Source organism: Polaromonas sp. A23, from assembly GCF_002001015.1.
GTDB lineage: Bacteria > Pseudomonadota > Gammaproteobacteria > Burkholderiales > Burkholderiaceae_C > Polaromonas.
Window position 1 is genome coordinate 348,822 of sequence record NZ_MUNO01000045.1, and the last position, 17,122, is coordinate 365,943.

16 protein-coding genes are annotated in these 17,122 nt (G+C 60.1%); 9 read left to right on the forward strand and 7 right to left on the reverse strand.

The annotated features are described in order from the left end of the window. Positions 1-17 precede the first annotated feature (17 nt). Entirely contained in the window at positions 18-953 is a 936-nt protein-coding gene (locus B0B52_RS20895; RefSeq protein ID WP_077595587.1) for a LysR family transcriptional regulator, read from the forward strand. Positions 954-969: 16 nt separating this feature from the next. On the opposite strand, the gene B0B52_RS20900 is transcribed toward B0B52_RS20895, so the two are convergent. The 3 genes from B0B52_RS20900 to xdhC all read right to left on the reverse strand — a co-directional run bounded on the left by B0B52_RS20900 (position 970) and on the right by xdhC (position 4,563). Then, positions 970-2,106, reverse strand: a complete 1,137-nt coding sequence (locus B0B52_RS20900) for an ABC transporter substrate-binding protein (RefSeq protein WP_077595588.1) — start codon at positions 2,104-2,106, stop codon at positions 970-972. A 223-nt stretch (positions 2,107-2,329) separates the two neighbouring features. Further along, complete coding sequence (locus tag B0B52_RS20905; protein ID WP_077595589.1) at positions 2,330-3,562, reverse strand: urate hydroxylase PuuD; 1,233 nt, start codon at positions 3,560-3,562, stop codon at positions 2,330-2,332. A gap of 191 nt (positions 3,563-3,753) precedes the next feature. Continuing rightward, on the reverse strand, positions 3,754-4,563 hold the full coding sequence (gene xdhC / locus B0B52_RS20910) for a xanthine dehydrogenase accessory protein XdhC (protein ID WP_254425792.1): 810 nt from the start codon (positions 4,561-4,563) through the stop codon (positions 3,754-3,756). A 148-nt stretch (positions 4,564-4,711) separates the two neighbouring features. On the opposite strand from xdhC, the gene B0B52_RS20915 reads away from it, so the two are divergent. Then, positions 4,712-5,227, forward strand: coding sequence for a hypothetical protein (locus B0B52_RS20915; protein ID WP_174575513.1), 516 nt, complete (start codon positions 4,712-4,714; stop codon positions 5,225-5,227). A gap of 98 nt (positions 5,228-5,325) precedes the next feature. Here B0B52_RS20915 and uraH read toward each other — a convergent pair whose 3' ends face one another. Next, a complete protein-coding gene (uraH, locus tag B0B52_RS20920; protein WP_077595629.1) occupies positions 5,326-5,679 on the reverse strand; it encodes a hydroxyisourate hydrolase in 354 nt (117 codons plus the stop codon). Positions 5,680-5,762: 83 nt separating this feature from the next. Here uraH and B0B52_RS20925 point away from each other — a divergent pair, with 83 nt between their 5' ends. The 4 genes from B0B52_RS20925 to B0B52_RS20940 all read left to right on the forward strand — a co-directional run bounded on the left by B0B52_RS20925 (position 5,763) and on the right by B0B52_RS20940 (position 10,472). Beyond that, the gene (locus B0B52_RS20925; RefSeq protein WP_077595592.1) at positions 5,763-6,428 is read left to right on the forward strand and encodes a GntR family transcriptional regulator; all 666 of its coding nucleotides are present in this window, start codon (positions 5,763-5,765) and stop codon (positions 6,426-6,428) included. 128 nt (positions 6,429-6,556) lie between these two features. Beyond that, complete coding sequence (gene puuE / locus B0B52_RS20930) at positions 6,557-7,468, forward strand: allantoinase PuuE (RefSeq protein ID WP_077595593.1); 912 nt, start codon at positions 6,557-6,559, stop codon at positions 7,466-7,468. Between the two features lie 2 nt (positions 7,469-7,470). Then, the gene (uraD, locus tag B0B52_RS20935; RefSeq protein ID WP_077595594.1) at positions 7,471-9,252 is read left to right on the forward strand and encodes a 2-oxo-4-hydroxy-4-carboxy-5-ureidoimidazoline decarboxylase; all 1,782 of its coding nucleotides are present in this window, start codon (positions 7,471-7,473) and stop codon (positions 9,250-9,252) included. Continuing rightward, complete coding sequence (locus tag B0B52_RS20940) at positions 9,249-10,472, forward strand: ArgE/DapE family deacylase (protein WP_077595595.1); 1,224 nt, start codon at positions 9,249-9,251, stop codon at positions 10,470-10,472. Before uraD ends, B0B52_RS20940 begins: the two co-directional genes overlap by 4 nt. Before the next feature lie 43 nt (positions 10,473-10,515). On the opposite strand, the gene B0B52_RS20945 is transcribed toward B0B52_RS20940, so the two are convergent. The 3 genes from B0B52_RS20945 to B0B52_RS20955 are packed head-to-tail and all read right to left on the reverse strand — an operon-like array spanning position 10,516 to position 13,427. After that, on the reverse strand, positions 10,516-11,364 hold the full coding sequence (locus B0B52_RS20945; protein ID WP_077595596.1) for a phosphate/phosphite/phosphonate ABC transporter substrate-binding protein: 849 nt from the start codon (positions 11,362-11,364) through the stop codon (positions 10,516-10,518). Continuing rightward, the gene (locus B0B52_RS20950) at positions 11,361-12,536 is read right to left on the reverse strand and encodes a hypothetical protein (RefSeq protein WP_254425793.1); all 1,176 of its coding nucleotides are present in this window, start codon (positions 12,534-12,536) and stop codon (positions 11,361-11,363) included. Before B0B52_RS20950 ends, B0B52_RS20945 begins: the two co-directional genes overlap by 4 nt. 3 nt (positions 12,537-12,539) lie before the next feature. After that, positions 12,540-13,427 (reverse strand): phosphate/phosphite/phosphonate ABC transporter substrate-binding protein, encoded by an 888-nt coding sequence (locus B0B52_RS20955; protein WP_077595597.1) that lies wholly within the window; start codon positions 13,425-13,427, stop codon positions 12,540-12,542. A 674-nt stretch (positions 13,428-14,101) separates the two neighbouring features. Between B0B52_RS20955 and B0B52_RS20960 the strand changes: the two genes are divergently transcribed. The 3 genes from B0B52_RS20960 (at position 14,102) to B0B52_RS20970 (ending at position 16,883) form a co-directional block, all read left to right on the forward strand. Continuing rightward, entirely contained in the window at positions 14,102-15,145 is a 1,044-nt protein-coding gene (locus B0B52_RS20960) for an ABC transporter substrate-binding protein (protein WP_077595598.1), read from the forward strand. A gap of 118 nt (positions 15,146-15,263) precedes the next feature. Beyond that, positions 15,264-16,112, forward strand: a complete 849-nt coding sequence (locus B0B52_RS20965) for an ABC transporter ATP-binding protein (RefSeq protein ID WP_077595630.1) — start codon at positions 15,264-15,266, stop codon at positions 16,110-16,112. Between the two features lie 3 nt (positions 16,113-16,115). After that, positions 16,116-16,883 carry an ABC transporter permease gene (locus B0B52_RS20970; RefSeq protein WP_077595599.1) on the forward strand — a complete coding sequence of 256 codons (768 nt, stop codon included), beginning with the start codon at positions 16,116-16,118 and terminating at the stop codon, positions 16,881-16,883. Positions 16,884-17,122 lie beyond the last annotated feature (239 nt).

A 17,122-nucleotide genomic window follows, 5' to 3' on the forward strand; every position in this document is an offset into this window, starting at 1 on the left:
TTTACTTTGAGTTAATAATGAGTACACCGGTTTCCGCCCCTTCCGAGATGGCCTTTTTCAGCCTGCTGGCGCGTTGTGGGAGCTTTTCGGCCACGGCACGCGAGCTGGACGTGACCACACCAGCCATCAGCAAGCGCCTGGCGCTGATGGAAACGCGGCTCGGCGTGCAACTGCTCAACCGAACCACACGCCGCATCAGCCCCACACCCGAAGGCGAGATCTACCTGAGCCACGCGAGGCGCATCCTGGCTGAGATCGACGACATGGAGCAACTGGTCTCCAGCGCCTCAGCAGCGCCTCATGGCCTGCTGCGCGTCAATGCCACCCTGGGCTTTGGCCGCAGCCACATTGCGCCGCTGATCTCCGGTTTCGTGAAGCTGCATCCGGACATGCAGGTCCAGCTCCAGCTCACCGTCAATCCACCACCGGCCAGCGACGATGCTTTTGACGTGTGTGTCCGTTTTGGCGAACCCCCTGAGGCGCGTGTGATCGCCCGCAAGCTGGCCCCGAACCGGCGCCTGCTGTGCGCCGCCCCCGCCTACCTGGCGCGGCATGGCACGCCCAAGGTGCCGCACGACCTCACGCAGCACAACTGCATAGGCATACGCCAGGGCGATGAGGCCTACGGCATCTGGCGCCTGGGTTCAGGCAAACGGATAGAAACGGTGAAGGTACGCGGCAACCTGAGCACCAGCGACGGCGAGATTGCCGTCAACTGGGCGCTGGTGGGACACGGCATCGTGATGCGAGCCGAATGGGATATTGCGCGCTACCTGCGCAGCGGCCGGCTGCGCCAGGTGCTGCACAACTACCAGACACCACCGGCCGACATCCATGCGGTCTATCCGCAGCGACACCAGGTGTCTGCCCGGGTCCGTGCCTTTGTGGATTACCTGGCCGGTCACTTTGAAAAATCGTCTACCCGTGCAGCGGGCCTGGTGAGCCGCTGGTAGACGCATCGGCGGAAAGTTACTGCCGAATGCGCCCGGTCTCGGTGATGATGGTCAGCTCAACAAACTTGGAGCCAGCCCGCATGCCGGGCTTGAAGCCCACCTTGTAGCCACCGAGATCGAAATTGTCCAGGGCATCGAGCGCGCTGATAAAGCCCTCACGCGATATCTTGGGCCCCATGCGGCGCGCAGCCTCAACGATCACGGTGCCGGCAATGTAGCCTTCCATCATGGCGTAGCTGGCCGGCACCTCAAGCTTGGGGTTGGCGGTGCGCACTAGGTCGGAAAACTCCTTGCTCAGACGGCCGGAGATCTTGTAAGGACTGGGCGTTACCTGCGTGATGGCCACGCCTTTCATCTGCTCCTCGCCCAAGCGCTGGGAGATCTGCTCAATGTCGGCACCGGAGTGGGCAAACAGTTGCGCCGCACCGCCATCCAGGCGGTATTTCTCGATGAATGCCGCTGCAGCCGCACCGCTGGAAATGATGATGATGGCCTGTGGCGCCGCGGCGATAAAACCGTCCACCACCGAGTTCGGCACTTTGTTGGTGCCCTGCACATAAGTGGCCTTGGCAGTCAGCTTGCCGCCCCGCGCTTTCATGACCTCTTCCATGGCTGCAAGCAGCGGAGCTGCGCCCACTCCATCGGGATAAAACAGCCCGAAGCGCGTGATGCCCACCGTGGTCAGGTGCTCGGTGATCTTGTTGAGTTCATCGCGCAGGTTGGCGCGCACGCTGTACACCAGGGGCGCCTCCGCGCGAATTTCGGTGATGCGGTAACCCACGAGGGGAATGTTTTCCTTCTGTAGCAGGCCGGAATTCACCACCTCGCCAAGGCTGCGGTCACCGAAATAACCTGCCAGCACGAGGGGACGGTTTTCCGTCAGAAGCAGCTTGGTTCCTGCAAGGGTGTCCTCAGGCCGGCCACCGTCGTCCTTGCGCACGAGCGTGAAGGTATGCCCGTTGACACCGCCGGCCTTGTTGGCCTTGTCCAGTGCGAGTTGAATGCCTACCGAATAGGCACGCGCCTGCGTGCCCTCCAGGCCGGACAAAGGCGCGACCTGCCCGACCACAATCTGCGCCGCACCGGCTGCCAGCGAGGCCGCCATCACACTTGCCGTTCCCAGCACGCGAACCATGGATTGAATACGCATCATGAAATGTCTCCTCAAGAATCGGGGGCAAGCATAGGTTAGCTGAATGCCCTGATGATCACAGTAAAACCTGCTCCGGTTACATATTGAAGCATGTACGAAGGGCAAAGTCGATAAGCGGAATCACTAAGAAACAACGGCTGAGGTCGACGTTGACGGAAAAACACAAACGAAAAACGGGCCTGCGCCACCCGGGAGCAAACCAGCGGCACAAAATCGCCATCTTTTAGGGTGTTTTTGCACCTGCCTCAAACCACTGGCGGACCATGTCGCGCTCAGCCGGGGTGATGCCGGTGGCGTTGTTCATGGGCATCGTTTTGCTCACGACCACCTGCTGGTACACCGCCTGCGCGTGTTGCCGGAGCGTGTCCGGGGAGTCGAGCCGGACGTTTTTCATCTGCACTTGGGCGCCATGGCACATGTAGCAGCGTTGTTCCAGCATTTTCTGCAGATTTTTATAGTCATTCTGCCCTGTAGCCCTTGTCTCATCGGCGTCAGCAGCTATTGAAACAGTAGCAGACTTCTCAGTGCCGGACGGCTTCATCCACACAATGACAGCGGTTATCAACGCCATGCCGACCAATGCATACGGCAGCGGATTACCGTTTCGCCCCAACTTGTAACCGTGACGCATGACAAAAAACTGGCGGATCAGTGCGCCGGCGAGCATCATGACAATCAGCACCAGCCAGTTGTGCGGATGACTGTAAGTAAAGCTGTAGTGGTTGCTCAACATCGCAAACAGCACCGGCAAAGTGAAATAGGTGTTGTGCACACTGCGTTGCTTGCCGCGCTGGCCGTGCACCGGGTCCACCGGCTGGCCAGCCTTGATGCTCGCGACCACCTTGCGCTGGCCGGGAATGATCCAGAAAAACACATTGGCACTCATGGCGGTGGCGATCATGGCGCCCACCAGCAAAAAGGCGGCGCGGCCGGCAAACCAGTGGCATGCCAGCCACGAAGCAGCACAAACCAGGAGCAGGACCAGCGCGCCGACGATGGCATCACCATGTTTGCGTTTTCCAAACAGCTGACAAATGCCGTCGTACAACATCCAGAACACGACAAAGAAGGACAGCGCCACGCCAATAGCGGCGCCAGGCGACCAGTTCATCAGCGATTTATCGATCAGGTAAGTACCGGCGCTCCAGAGATAAGACACGGTAAACAGCGCAAACCCGGAAAGCCAGGTGCTGTAACTTTCCCAGTAGAACCAGTGAAGGTGGCTGGGCATTTCGGGCGGCTTCACCGCAAACTTGACCGGATGATAGAAACCGCCACCGTGCACAGCCCAGAGTTCGCCGCTGACGCCTTGGCGCTGAAGATCCTCATCAACAGGCGGCGTGAGGCTCGAATCAAGGAAGACGAAGTAAAACGAGGAACCGACCCAGGCAATGGCGGTGATGACATGGACCCAGCGCAGCAACAGGTTGGCCCAGTCGAGAAGATAACTTTCCATCCGATGACCTCAATTCAGCAGGCGAGGCCTGCCACGATTGGAGCTGCTCACCACCGCGGGCACTGTAAGCAGATAAAAGGTCACGAACAAGGACAGGCTTGCAAGCCATCCCGCTCCGCTGCGACCGGATCACAAAAGTGTATGCGAACTAAGTGCCTGTTAACGCTATTTGTGCAAATGCACAAATAGCGTTAACAGGCCCTGCTGTGCAGCAACAACTGTGCCGCCACCGAAACTGCAATCACCTCCGGCTCCTTGCCTTCAATGCCCGGCAAGCCAATCGGGCAAGTCACGTGGTCGAGTTCAGTGTCGCTGAAACCGCGCGCCTGCAGCCTGTGCCGGAAGGTCGCCCATTTGGTCTTGCTGCCAATCAGACCGATGTAAGGCAAATCGCCCCGCTCACGCTGGCGCTTGAGGCATTCAGCCACGATGTCCAGGTCTTCGGCATGGCTGAAACTCATGATCAGCACGCGCGACTGCGGTGCCAGGCCCGGCACCGCGCGCTGCACTGGCTCTGACTGTTCGCAGATCACCTGGTCCGGCACCCCGATCGGAAAAATCTCGTCGCGACTGTCTATCCAGGTCAGGGTAAACGGCAAGTTTGAAAGCACCTGAATCAGCGCATTACCAACATGGCCACCCCCAAAAAGCGCAACAGGCTGTAAATTCATGCCCAGTCTTTCGCGCAGGGCCGCCACATCGCGGGCCACCACCAGCTCGAACCGTAAATGCACCACGCCGCCACAGCACTGGCCCAGCGACGGGCCGAGCACAAAGCGCGCGGACTCTTCACCCGGCAAGCCTTGCAGGTGAGCGCGCGCTATCGCCGTTGCCTGGTATTCCAGATGGCCACCGCCTATGGTGCCTGTCACGGCGTCGGCGAAAACCGCCATCCAGGTCCCCGCCTCGCGCGGCACAGAGCCTTCGGTGGCGGTCACCTGCACCAGCACAGCCGGCTCATGGGCCAAGCGAGTGAAAAAAAATTCCTTGAGCTGACTCACGGTAGAAACTCCCCGACGCACGGCCCCGTCAAGGAGCGTGTAGATCGCATAATTCGCACAAATACGGCCGGTTTCTGTTACATGGCCGCCCTCCAAGCAGCTTGCACAATAGCAGCCGTAACCCTCCGGCAACCACACAAGGATACGTATGCCTGAATCCTCACAACGCCGCTTCTGGCTCATGGCCCTGCTTTCTACCGCCGCTGGCGCCCTGGTTTCGGCCTGCAAGACGGCGCCTCCGCCTTCCGCAGAAGCAGCCCCAGAGCAGGCGCCGCTTTCCACCATGACGGGCCCGGTTGCCGGCCCCAAAGGCTCTGCCCGCAGTTCCCCTGCCTCCACGCCCCGCGCTTACCGCGAAAGCGGTGCCAGCCATCTTTATGGCATGAACTCAGACCGTATTTACAAAGGCAGAATGCCGCCCCTGTTGTACGCCATCGGTGTACTGAATGTGGAGATCAACCAGGTCGGTATCGTGACCCGGCTCGACTGGATGCGGGCCCCGCGCCATGCGCCCGAAGTGATCGCGGAAATCGAAAACATGATCAAGAAAGCCTCGCCTTTTCCCGCGCCCACGCGCCTGGGCAAGGTGGTCTACACCGACACCTGGCTGTGGCATAAAAGCGGGAAGTTTCAACTTGACACGCTGACCGAAGGACAAGACTAGGGCCCCCACGCTTTTCACTTCGTGTAATGCGCTGCCCCCCGCGGGGGCGCTGCGCCTGCGGACTGGCAAAGCCAGATCCGCGGCCCCTGCTTGGATTTTTAACTTCCCCGGTAGGTCGAATAACTCCAGGGGCTGACCAGCAAGGGCACGTGGTAGTGCTGGGTCGGGTCGGCGACTCCGAAGTCCAGGCTCACCTGGTTCAGGAAATTGGGCTCCGGCAGCGTCACGCCCCGAGCCCGGAAGTACGCCGCAACATCAAATACCAGCCGGTAGGTACCGCGCTTGAGGCTGCTGCTGTCATAAAGCAGGCCATCGGGGTTGCGTCCGTCGCTGTTCAACTGGAACGACTTCACCAAGGTGGCCTCGCCCCCGTTCGTTGTGTACAGCGCGACCCCCATGCCGGCCGCCGGTGTGCCGTGCATGGTGTCCAGTACATGTGTGCTCAGGCCCATGTTGATTTCCCCGTTTGAATGACCCATCAAATAGTCCACCAAAAGTGTATACACTTTTCGGATCCACGACTATCATTTGCATCATGGAAGCCTCCACAACCAGTTCTATTGTCGAAGCCCTGACCAGGGCCATTGTGGAGCACCGGCTGCACCCCGGTACCAAACTGGCCGAACAAAAACTGGCCGATCACTTTGGCGTATCGCGCACGCTGGTTCGCCAGGCCCTGTTCCAGCTCTCGCAAAACCAGTTGATACGGCTGGAGCCCGCGCGCGGCGCTTTTGTGGCTGCGCCCTCGGTCACCGAGGCGCGCCAGGTGTTTGCAGTGCGCCGCATGCTGGAGGCCGAGATGACCCGGGCTTTCGTGCGCAACGTGACCCCTGCAAAAATCAGGGCGCTGAAGGAACACGTGGCCCAGGAAAAAATGGCGGTGGACCGGCAAGATGTCACAGACCGGACCGAATTGCTGGGTGACTTTCATGTGCGCATGGCGGAGCTGATGGGCAATGAGGTTCTGGCCCAGATGCTGGGCGACCTGATATCGCGCTGCTCGCTGATCACGCGGATGTACCAGAGCGCCAGTGCAGCCGAACACTCACACGACGAACATGCCGAAATCGTCAAGGCCCTTGCCGCCAGGAACGAGGCGCTGGCCGTGCGCCTGATGGACGAACACCTGCAGCACGTGGAAGAAAGCCTCACTTTCGATCGCCCTATGCCGACCAACGATATTTCCATGGCACTTTCATGAAAAATCCCGCCGATATGCCAAGTCAATTTTCCGCCGGGCCGCCCCAAGGAAACGAGCCCCGCCCTATTGCTGAAAGGGGCAGCGCAGCACACGCAGTGGCAAGCGTGGGGGCCACATACCCCCGAGACATGGTTGGCTACGGCCGCACACCGCCGCACGCGCAATGGCCCGGCGCGGCCCGCATCGCTGTCCAGTTTGTACTGAACTATGAAGAAGGCGCCGAGAACTCGGTGCTCCATGGCGACGCCGGTTCCGAGCAGTTCCTCTCCGAGATGGCCAACCCGCCCAGCTATCCGGACCGCCACCTGAGCATGGAAGGCGTTTACGAGTATGGTTCGCGCGTGGGCGCCTGGCGCATCCTGCGTGAGTTTGAAAAACGCCAGCTGCCGCTGACCATCTTTGGTGTCAGCATGGCGCTGCAACGCCACCCCGAACTGACCGCAGCCTTTGTGGCGCTGGGTCACGAGATCGCCTGCCACGGCCTGCGCTGGATCAATTATCAAAACATTGATGAGGCCACCGAGCGCGAACACATGCGCCTCGGTCTGGAGATCATCACGCAAATGACCGGCCAGCGACCGCTGGGCTGGTACACCGGCCGCGACAGCCCGCGCACCCGCCGGTTGGTGGCCGACGACGGGCAGCTCACCTACGACAGCGACTACTACGGCGACGACCTGCCGCTGTGGATGAAAGTGACGCGCAGCGATGGCACGGTGGTGCCGCGGCTGGTGGTGCCCTACACGCTGGACGCCAACGACATGCGGTTTGCCCTGCCCCAGGGTTTCTCGCAAAGCGACGACTTTTTCATCTACCTGCGTGACAGCTTTGATGCGCTTTATGCCGAAGGCGACCCGAACGGCCTGAACGCTCCCAAGATGCTGAGCATAGGCATGCACTGCCGCCTGCTCGGGCGGCCCGGTCGCATCGTGGCGCTGCAAAAATTTCTCGACCATGTCCAGCGGCACGAGCATGTCTGGATCTGCCGCCGCATTGACATTGCGCGCCACTGGCAGCAAACCCACCCCTATCGAGAGTAGCCATGGCTCTGACCCTTGAACAACTGAACGCCGCCTCCGAACCGGAAGCTTCAACCTTGCTCGCCGGCTTGTACGAACACTCGCCGTGGATTACAAAGACAGCCATGGCGCAGCGCCCTTTCCGTTCGCTGGCGCAACTCAAACACGTACTGGCAGGTATTGTTCGCCAGGCTGGCCGCGAGGCCCAACTTGAACTGATCCGCGCCCACCCCGAGCTGGCGGGCAAAGCCATGGTCAGCAAGACACTGACGGCCGAGTCGACCAACGAACAGGGCAAGGCGGGTCTCGCAGACTGCACGCCTGAAGAGTTCGCAAAAATCCAGGCTCTCAACACCGCCTACAACACCAAATTTGGCTTTCCCTTCATCCTCGCGGTGCGCGGTCCCCGCGGCAACGGACTGGGCCGTCGGGAGATCATTGAAACCTTTGCACGGCGGCTGGACAATCACCCTGACTTTGAGCTCGCAGAAGCGCTACGCAACATTCACCGCATTGCGGAGCTGCGCCTCAATGACAAGTTCGGCGCAGAGCCGCAACTCGGTCACCGGGTCTGGGACTGGCAGGAAGAGCTGAGCGCATTCAGCGATCCGGGCTACCTTGAGAAAGGTCAGCTCACGGTGACCTACCTGACCGACGCGCACCGCGCCGCAGCCCGACTGATTGAGCGCGCCATGCACGACAGCGGCTTCGATGAAGTCAATGTGGACGCCGTCGGCAATGTCGTGGGTCGGTACAAGGCCTCGCGCCCCAACGCCAAAACCCTGATGACGGGCTCGCACTACGACACCGTGCGCAACGGGGGCAAGTACGACGGCCGCCTCGGCATTTTTGTACCCGTGGCTTGCGTGGCAGAACTGTCGCGCGCGGGCAAGCGCCTGCCTTTTGATTTTGAAGTCATCGCTTTCGCCGAAGAAGAAGGCCAGCGCTACAAAGCCACCTTCCTTGGCTCCGGCGCCTTGATCGGCCAATTCAACCCGGCCTGGCTGGACCAGCAAGATGCCGATGGCATCAGCATGCGCGAAGCCATGCAACACGCCAGCCTGCCTGCCACGCTGGAGGCCATAGGCGCGCTGCAACGCAAGCCGGCCGACTACCTGGGTTTTGTCGAGGCGCACATCGAACAGGGCCCCGTGCTCAACGAACTCGACATTCCGCTGGGCATCGTGACTTCCATCAACGGCGGTGTGCGCTATACCTGCGAAGTCGTCGGCATGGCCAGCCACGCCGGCACCACGCCGATGGCCCGCCGGCGCGACGCTGCCGTGGCTGTGGCAGAACTGGCATTGTTTATCGAACAGCGCGCAGCGCGCGACGGCGACTCGGTGGGCACCATAGGCATCTGGGCGGTGCCCGGAGGGTCCATCAATGTGGTGCCCGGCCGCTGCCAGTTCACACTGGACTTGCGCGCGCCCACCGACGCGCAGCGCGACGACCTGGTGACTGACGTGCTGGCGGAACTGAAAAACATCTGTGAACGCCGCGGCGTGCATTACACCGTGGAAGAAACCATGCGCGCCGCAGCCGCCCCCAGCGCCGCGGCCTGGCAGCAGCGCTGGGAGCGCGCGGTCGACAGCCTGGCCGTGCCGCTTTACCGCATGCCCAGTGGTGCGGGGCATGACGCCATGAAGCTGCACGAAGTCATGCCGCAAGCCATGCTGTTTGTGCGCGGGCAAAACTCCGGCATCAGCCACAACCCGCTGGAAAGCACGACCAGCGACGACATTGACCTTGCGGTGCGGGCCTTCCAGCACCTTCTGAACGACCTAACGACCGGAATGCCATGACTGTTGACGAAAAACTCGACGCGTGGGTGGACACCCATTTTGATGAGGAAATACGCTTCCTGCAGGAGCTGATCCGCGTCCCCACGCCGACGCCACCGGGCGACAACGCACCGCATGCCGAGCGTACTGCCGAGTTGCTGCATGCCTTCGGGTTCGAGGTGGAGAAGCACCCGGTGCCGGCCGCGGAAGTGAAGGCCTACGGTCTGCAGTCATTGACCAATCTGATCGTGCGCCGCAACTACGGCCCGGGAAAAACAATCGCATTGAACGCCCACGGCGATGTGGTGCCTCCCGGCGAAGGCTGGACGCAGGACCCGTATGGCGGTGCCATTGTGGACGGCCATATCTACGGCAGGGCTTCGGCTGTCAGCAAGTCCGACTTTGCGAGTTTTACTTTCGCAGTGCGCGCGCTGGAATCGCTGGGCATTCCCCTGCACGGCAGCATTGAACTGCATTTCACCTATGACGAAGAGTTCGGCGGCGAAATGGGCCCAGGCTGGCTGCTGCGCAACAAGCTGACAAAACCAGACCTGCTGATTGCCGCCGGCTTCAGCTACGAAGTCGTCACCGCGCACAACGGCTGCCTGCAGATGGAGGTAACGGTGCACGGCAAGATGGCGCATGCCGCCATTCCCGACAGCGGCGTTGATGCCTTGCAGGGCGCGGTGCATATCCTCAACGCGCTCTATGCACAAAACACGCTCTACAAAAATATCACGTCAAAAGTAGCAGGCATCAGCCACCCCTACCTCAACGTCGGCCGCATTGAAGGCGGCACCAACACCAATGTGGTGCCAGGCAAGGTCACCTTCAAGCTGGACAGGCGCATGATCCCCGAGGAAAACCCGGCAGAAGTCGAAGCGGCCATCAGGCAGATCATTGCCCAAGCCGCCGCGTCATGCCCAGGGGTCGGCGTCGAGATCAAACGCTTGCTGCTGGCCAATTCGATGAGGCCATTGACAGGCAACCAACCCCTGGTTGAGGCCATCCAGAAACATGGTCAGGCCGTGTTTGGGGAACCCATTCCCGCTATGGGAACGCCGCTGTACACCGACGTGCGCCTGTATGCAGAAGCCGGCATTCCCGGCGTGATTTATGGTGCCGGGCCGCGCACAGTGCTTGAGTCCCACGCCAAACGCGCCGACGAACGGCTGGCCCTGGAAGACTTGCGCCGGGCGACCCGGGTGGTCGCCCGTACCCTGCGCGAACTACTGGGTTAAGACCGGAGTGAGGCGGCCGGCTTGAAACGGGGGTGAGCCCGTCTCACTCCCGGGTGTAATCCAGCAGAGCCAGATACTCGCTGCGATCAGCCTTGACCCACTTCTTGACGCCAATCTCCGCGAGAAGATCGGTCGACTGGCTATTCATGGCCAGCAGCGATTCGGTCATTTTGCTGATGAACTCAGGTGGCGCCTTGGGTGAAGCCAACACGGACCAGTTCACCACAGGCTGCGTTTCCCCGACGATGCGCCCACCAGCTTCTGCCCATTTTTTTGCGATGGTCGGATTCACCAGCCCGGCTTCGGCGATGCCTGCGGCCACTTGCGCGGCCACCGAGTCCTGGTAGCGTGTGTGCGAGATATAGGGCTCGCGAACATTCAGACGGCGCAATTCTGCACGCCCCACTGCCGCGGTGGCGGAGAATTCATCCGGCATCAGTATCCTTTTCCCCGCCAACTGCTGGACGGTCTGAACCTGTGAGTTCTTTCCAACGATGAAGGCCGCCTTGTAAGGCTCGGGGCGATGGACCAGCGGCTGGTAACCGCCGTCACGAACCAGCTTGGCCAGCTGGTTCACGGATTTTCCAAAAATCACTAACGGTTTTTGCTCCGCTGACGCCTGGCGCACAAAATTCTGAATGTCGATCACGGGGTCAACCACAACCTGCTTGTTGCGGATCTGCGCACCCATGTAGTCGGCCCAGCCACGGTAACGCAAAGCCAACATCGAAATGCTCAGGTCCGCGGTGACAGCTTCATTGACCAGCAAGCGCCAGCGGTCAACGGACAATTGAGCCCAATTGAGCATGGGCACACCGCACAAGGCTGCCGCAGCAACGCTTTTCAGCGCCGCGCGGCGCCCCATCAATAACTGTGTACTTGGAGCATTCATTTGATCACCTTCGGAGAGTTGGTTTCAGATTGCACACTTGACGTAGATACCACTGAGGCCTCTGACTTGGCGGGCGCAACCCCATCAGGTCCGCGGATGGCCACGCTTTTTTTCGCCGCCTGTTTCTCCCACTCTTGCGCGGCCTGTACGGTGGCTTTGAAAGCTAATGCGTTTTCCAGCAACCACTTCTTGTTTTCGTCCGACAGTGCATAGCTGATCCGGAAGTCGTCCATCGGCATCCGGTCTTCCCGCACTGCTTTGATCAAACGGTCCACTTCACCCGCCGCATGCGCAGGCGTGGACAACAACACCAGCCGGCTCATCTTGTCCGGGTTGTTCGGAACGTGGCAGTTGGTGCACTGGGATTCGCGCATCTGCAGCGCCAAATCACGGTACTGCCTGTCCATGGCGGGCAGGTTGGGGTTGTCGGCGCGGTAGACGCCGTCAAACAGGGTCACGGCAGGCTGAGTGCGTCCTTTGTCGTCGGTCCACAGCCAGGGGCCTTCGTACTTTTCGTACTTCACTGACACCACTGGCAACAGCTTGTTGTTCGTTCCCCGGTCGGTAAATTGCGCCGCGCGAATGACAGCACTCTGAGGATGGAGCCACAGCATGAAACTGTTCGCGTTTTCATACATGGTCCACTTGGCGTCGTCATGCCAGAACGGATAAGGAAACTGCCCGGGCGGCAGCCGATTGCGAAATGCAGACTCCAGCCGGACCAGGAACATTTTTTCCTCAGGTACCCATTCAACGGTGTGCTTGCCGTTGAACATGAACAGCGGCGCGTACATGCTCGTCCAGACGTCGGGAGCGAACTGGGTCAGGTTGGTCTGCCGCAAGCTGGCGTTCGGCCTCTTGTCCAGCCGGCCCCAGAGCACGATGCCGCTCAGGTGAGCCCGCAATTTGCTGGAGCCAAACAAAGCCTGGCGACACGCCGTGTAGGCCGAGACATCCCCTGCAGGCGCTAAAGGGCAACGGCTTCCGAGTTCAGCAGCAATTTCCGAAGCCGCCTGCTGAATACCGGCCGGCAACACCACGGGTTCCTGAGCCTGCGCAACGGGCATGAAGGAAGCCAGGGCAAAAACCCAGATGGCAAATCGTGCGGCGGCGTGGCGAAGTCGCCCAGCGACGCGAATGAAAAAGAAAAGTTTGTGCGTCGCTTGGTCCATTTTTCACTCCTTTGTGTAGTCAAGAAGGTCGAGATAATCCTTGCGTTCGGCCTTGGCCCATTCCTTGACGCCAAGGCCCATGAGCACGGGTGACGCCTGGGTATTCATGCTGAACAGCGCCTCGCGTAATTGCTGCACCATCTCGGCCGGCATGCGGGGACCGGCGAGAAGCGACCAATTGACCACGGGCTGGGTTTCGGCAATCACACGGCCACCCTCTTCCACCCACTTCTTGGCGGTGGTGGGATTGACCACACCGACCTGACCCATGCCGCTTTTGATCTGCTGTGCCACGGCCTCCTGGAACTTCAGGTGCGTCACCTGGGTGGCAGCTACCTTTTGACGGCGCAATTCAGCCAACGCAACAGCAGTGGTTGCGGCAGATTCATCGGGCATGAGAATCTTGACTCCGCCCGCGTCAGCCAGCGTCTTGATCGGCGAGTCCTTGTTCACAATAAAAGCGGCCTTGTAGGCATCAGCTCGCCTGACGAGAGGCTGGTAGCCGCTATCGCGGACCAGTTTGGCCAGTTGGTTCACCGATTTGCCAAAAACCAGGTCAGGCTTGCTGGACGACTGGGCCATCGACATGAAGCGCTTGATGTCCACGATCGGCTCCACCCCGATCTGCCTGCCCTTGAATTGCGTGCTCAGGAAATCAGCCAGCGGACGGTAACGGCTGGTCAGCACGAAGGAGTTGGTTTCGCCTGTCACGGCCTCGTTGATCAGAAGCCGCCATCCATTGGCATTGGCAACAAGTGGGACCGCTTTTTTCGGGGCCGCAGGAGTAGCAGGAACCTGTGCCCACAAAGCGCTGCTCCCGGCCAGCGCGGTCAATCCACCGGCAACGACCAGATGCCGTTTGTAGAAATCACAATTTTCTTTGATGGCCATGAGCAATCCCGTCAGGAAGCATGCCGAATCAAAATGACGCGGTTTTCAGGCCACTCTATGGACCACCTTGGGACGGGTCAAACACGGTCAATGACGGACCCCTGTCAAAGATGACAGGGGTGAGACAACGAAAGTTTTAGGTCAAATTTCCTCGGCACAAGGATTTGCAACTGGCATGTAAGTTTGCGTAACCAATATCAACAAATTACGAAATTTGATAATTGCCTACCACTGGAGCCGAATTGGAAGTTGTCACAAACTGGACGTTTACCCTCGATTTGGCAGAACTGACAGGCAATTTGTAGGATTTGGACCACAAATCGAGGTGCTCTGGGAGAAACCACTCTGTAGAAGATGGCAGAAATGGCGACAGAGGCTTGCGCCAGGGGCAGAAATGTTTGCGTACGAAGCAGAAAGGTTTGCGCTCGGGGCAGCATATATTGACGCGGGTATGCCTTGTCTTGCCTGGACGGGGAAAACGGCCGCGAAGAGCGGATCAAACTCGCTGGCATCCACGGCCGGCGCAGCCACTCCTGGGCATTCAGGGGTATTTACGGAGGGAACGCGCCTTGTTTCCCGCAGAACTTGTCAGAGAATAAAGAGCGCCAACACGGTCGGTGGGCACCTTTTTTGCTTAATCCCGACGCACAACAACATACATGGATGGAGTCCCAATGAGCTACCGAGTTTTTCTCAAGACCTTCAGCGCGCTGGCTTTCTGCGTGGCCAGCGCAACCGGCGGTTACGCCCATGCGCAAAACACCCCCATCAAATTCCAGCTCGACTGGCGTTTTGAAGGCCCCGCCGCGCTGTTTCTGACACCGGCAGCCAAAGGTTATTTCAAGGACGCCAAGCTCGACGTGACCATCGACGCCGGCAACGGCTCTGGCGGCACCGTGACGCGGGTTGCCTCCGGCAGCTACGACATGGGTTTTGCCGATCTGGCAGCGCTGATGGAGTTCCACGCCAACAACCCGGACGCGCCCAACAAGCCGGTCGCGGTGATGATGGTTTACAACAACACGCCCGCCTCGGTGATGGCTCTGAAGAAATCCGGCATCAAAACCGTGGCCGACCTGAATGGCAAAAAATTCGGTGCGCCGGTGTTTGACGCCGGCCGCCGCGCCTTCCCGATTTTTGCCAAGGCCAACAGCATCAGCGGCGTGCAGTGGACCGCCATGGACCCGCCATTGCGCGAGACCATGCTGGCCCGCGGCGATGTCGATGCCATCACCGGTTTCACCTTCACGTCGCTGCTCAATCTGGAAGTCCGCGGCGTGAAAGCTGAAGATGTGGTCGTGCTGCCCTATGCCGACCATGGCGTGAAGCTTTATGGCAATGTCGTCATTGCCTCGCCAAAAATGATCAAGGAGAATCCCGCAGCCATCAAGGCCTTCCTGCTGGCCTTCACCAAGGGCGTGAAGGACGTCATCGCCAAGCCGGCGGCGGCCATCGAAGACGTGAAAGCACGTGATGGCATCATCAACACCGCACTCGAAACACGCCGCCTGCAACTGGCCATCGACACCGTGGTCAACAGCCCTGATGCACGTTCCGAAGGCTTCGGCCAGGTCAAGGGCCCGCGCCTGACGCTGATGGCTTCGCAGGTGTCCGATGCCTTCAACACCAAGACGCGTGTCAATGCCGATGCGGTGTGGAACGGCTCCTTCCTGCCCAGCACCGCCGAACTCAACATACTGCCCGTCCCAAAAAAATAATCCAGCTTCCTGCCAGTGCGAAGCTGGCGGGCGCCCAGGCGAAACGGCCGGCTTTTCCCTGAAAGGCTGGCCGTTGTCCTGAATGCCCAGCGCAAATCACAAGACCCAGAAGAAAACAATGCAAGCACAACCTGACAGTGGCAGCCATTTCGTCGACTTCAGCGATGTCTGGCTCGCCTACAACGACGAGCTGCTGGCGCAGAACCACTTTGCGGTCGAGGCCATCGACCTGAAAGTGCGCGAAGGTGAATTCATCGCCATCGTCGGTCCATCGGGCTGCGGCAAATCGACCTTCATGAAGTTGACGACGGGTTTGAAAATGCCGTCGAAGGGCCGCATCCTGATCGACGGCCAGCCTGTCACCGGCCCGCTGAAAATCTCCGGCATGGCTTTCCAGGCGCCTTCGTTGCTGCCGTGGCGAACCACGGTAGACAACGTGCTGCTGCCGCTGGAAATCGTCGAGCCCTTTCGCAGCCAGTTCAAATCCAAACGCAAGGAATTTGAAGAACGCGCGCGCAAGCTGCTTCAGAAGGTCGGCCTGGGTGGTTATGAAGACAAATTCCCATGGCAACTGTCAGGCGGCATGCAGCAACGTGTGAGCATTTGCCGCGCGCTGATTCATGAGCCCAAGATGCTGCTGCTCGACGAGCCTTTCGGCGCGCTCGACGCCTTCACACGCGAAGAGTTGTGGTGCATCCTGCGCGACCTCTGGACCGAGCAGCGCTTCAACGTCATCCTGGTCACGCACGACCTGCGCGAGTCCGTCTTCCTGGCTGACACCGTGTATGTGATGAGCAAAAGCCCGGGGCGTTTTGTGGTCAAACGCGAGATCGACCTGCCACGCCCGCGCGACCTGGAGGTCACCTACACCCAGGCCTTCGGCGACATCGTGCACGAGCTGCGCAGCCACATCGGCGCCATCCGAACGCCCGTCATCAACCCGGTGCCAGCCATGGAAGGCAAATAAACCATGACTAAAAAACAGATTGAACGCTGGTCCCCGTTTGTGCTGCTGCTGGCCATTCTGGCGCTCTGGCAGTTCGTGGTGGCGGTGTTCGACATTGCCGAATACATTTTCCCGGCCCCGCTGGCCATTGCAGAGGCCATAGCCGAGTTCGCCGGCCCCATCGCCCAGGCGGCATGGAAAACCTTCTGGGTCACCATGGTCGGCTTCGGCATTTCCATCGTGGTCGGCGTCATGCTCGGCTTTCTCGTCGGTTCCTCGCGCTTGGCCTATGCCGCGGTTTACCCGCTGCTGGTCGCCTTCAACGCCGTGCCGAAAGCGGCGATTGTGCCCATCCTGATTGTCTGGTTCGGCATCGGTGTCGGCCCCGGCATCCTGACCGCCTTCCTGATTTCGTTTTTCCCCATCACCGTCAACATGGCCACCGGCCTGGCCACGCTGGAGCCCGAGCTGGAAGACGTGCTGCGCGTGCTGGGCGCCAAACGCTGGGACGTGCTGGTCAAGGTCGGTTTGCCGCGCTCCATGCCCTACTTCTACGGCTCACTCAAGATCGCCATCACACTGGCTTTTGTAGGCACCGTGCTGGCCGAAATGACCGCCGGCGACTCCGGCATCGGCTACCTCATGCTCAGCGCCGGCTCGCAGCAGCGCATGGCACTGGCTTTTGCCGGGCTGGTGGTGATTGGTGCGATGGCGATGATCATGTACGAGCTGTTCAGCTATATCGAGAAACACACGACGGCTTGGGCGCATCGTGGGTCGCAGGGCGGCTAGGGGCTCTCTGGAAGGCAGATAGCCGATTTCTTGCATGATATCGGCCGCTAGTCCTTATCGTGCGGGCATGAGTAGCTACTAAATAGATAGCATATTCTTTGCGGCACGCTGCGCCTGTTGTTTGCTCTGGGCAGTAGGTGCAACTCCCCACTCCCACCCCTAGCCCCTCCCTCGCCCCGCTGGGCGATGGAGGGGGACTTCATTTGGCCGCGTGTGCTGCGCTCGCGTGCAAGCATGAC

Coding starts and splice junctions, on each gene's coding strand:
- B0B52_RS20895 (WP_077595587.1), top strand. CDS start 18: ATGAGTACACCGGTTTCCGCCCCTTCCGAGATGGCCTTTTTCAGCCTG.
- B0B52_RS20900 (WP_077595588.1), bottom strand. CDS start 2,106: ATGATGCGTATTCAATCCATGGTTCGCGTGCTGGGAACGGCAAGTGTG.
- B0B52_RS20905 (WP_077595589.1), bottom strand. CDS start 3,562: ATGGAAAGTTATCTTCTCGACTGGGCCAACCTGTTGCTGCGCTGGGTC.
- B0B52_RS20915 (WP_174575513.1), top strand. CDS start 4,712: ATGCCTGAATCCTCACAACGCCGCTTCTGGCTCATGGCCCTGCTTTCT.
- uraH (WP_077595629.1), bottom strand. CDS start 5,679: ATGGGCCTGAGCACACATGTACTGGACACCATGCACGGCACACCGGCG.
- B0B52_RS20925 (WP_077595592.1), top strand. CDS start 5,763: ATGGAAGCCTCCACAACCAGTTCTATTGTCGAAGCCCTGACCAGGGCC.
- puuE (WP_077595593.1), top strand. CDS start 6,557: ATGGTTGGCTACGGCCGCACACCGCCGCACGCGCAATGGCCCGGCGCG.
- uraD (WP_077595594.1), top strand. CDS start 7,471: ATGGCTCTGACCCTTGAACAACTGAACGCCGCCTCCGAACCGGAAGCT.
- B0B52_RS20940 (WP_077595595.1), top strand. CDS start 9,249: ATGACTGTTGACGAAAAACTCGACGCGTGGGTGGACACCCATTTTGAT.
- B0B52_RS20945 (WP_077595596.1), bottom strand. CDS start 11,364: ATGAATGCTCCAAGTACACAGTTATTGATGGGGCGCCGCGCGGCGCTG.
- B0B52_RS20950 (WP_254425793.1), bottom strand. CDS start 12,536: ATGGACCAAGCGACGCACAAACTTTTCTTTTTCATTCGCGTCGCTGGG.
- B0B52_RS20955 (WP_077595597.1), bottom strand. CDS start 13,427: ATGGCCATCAAAGAAAATTGTGATTTCTACAAACGGCATCTGGTCGTT.
- B0B52_RS20960 (WP_077595598.1), top strand. CDS start 14,102: ATGAGCTACCGAGTTTTTCTCAAGACCTTCAGCGCGCTGGCTTTCTGC.
- B0B52_RS20965 (WP_077595630.1), top strand. CDS start 15,264: ATGCAAGCACAACCTGACAGTGGCAGCCATTTCGTCGACTTCAGCGAT.
- B0B52_RS20970 (WP_077595599.1), top strand. CDS start 16,116: ATGACTAAAAAACAGATTGAACGCTGGTCCCCGTTTGTGCTGCTGCTG.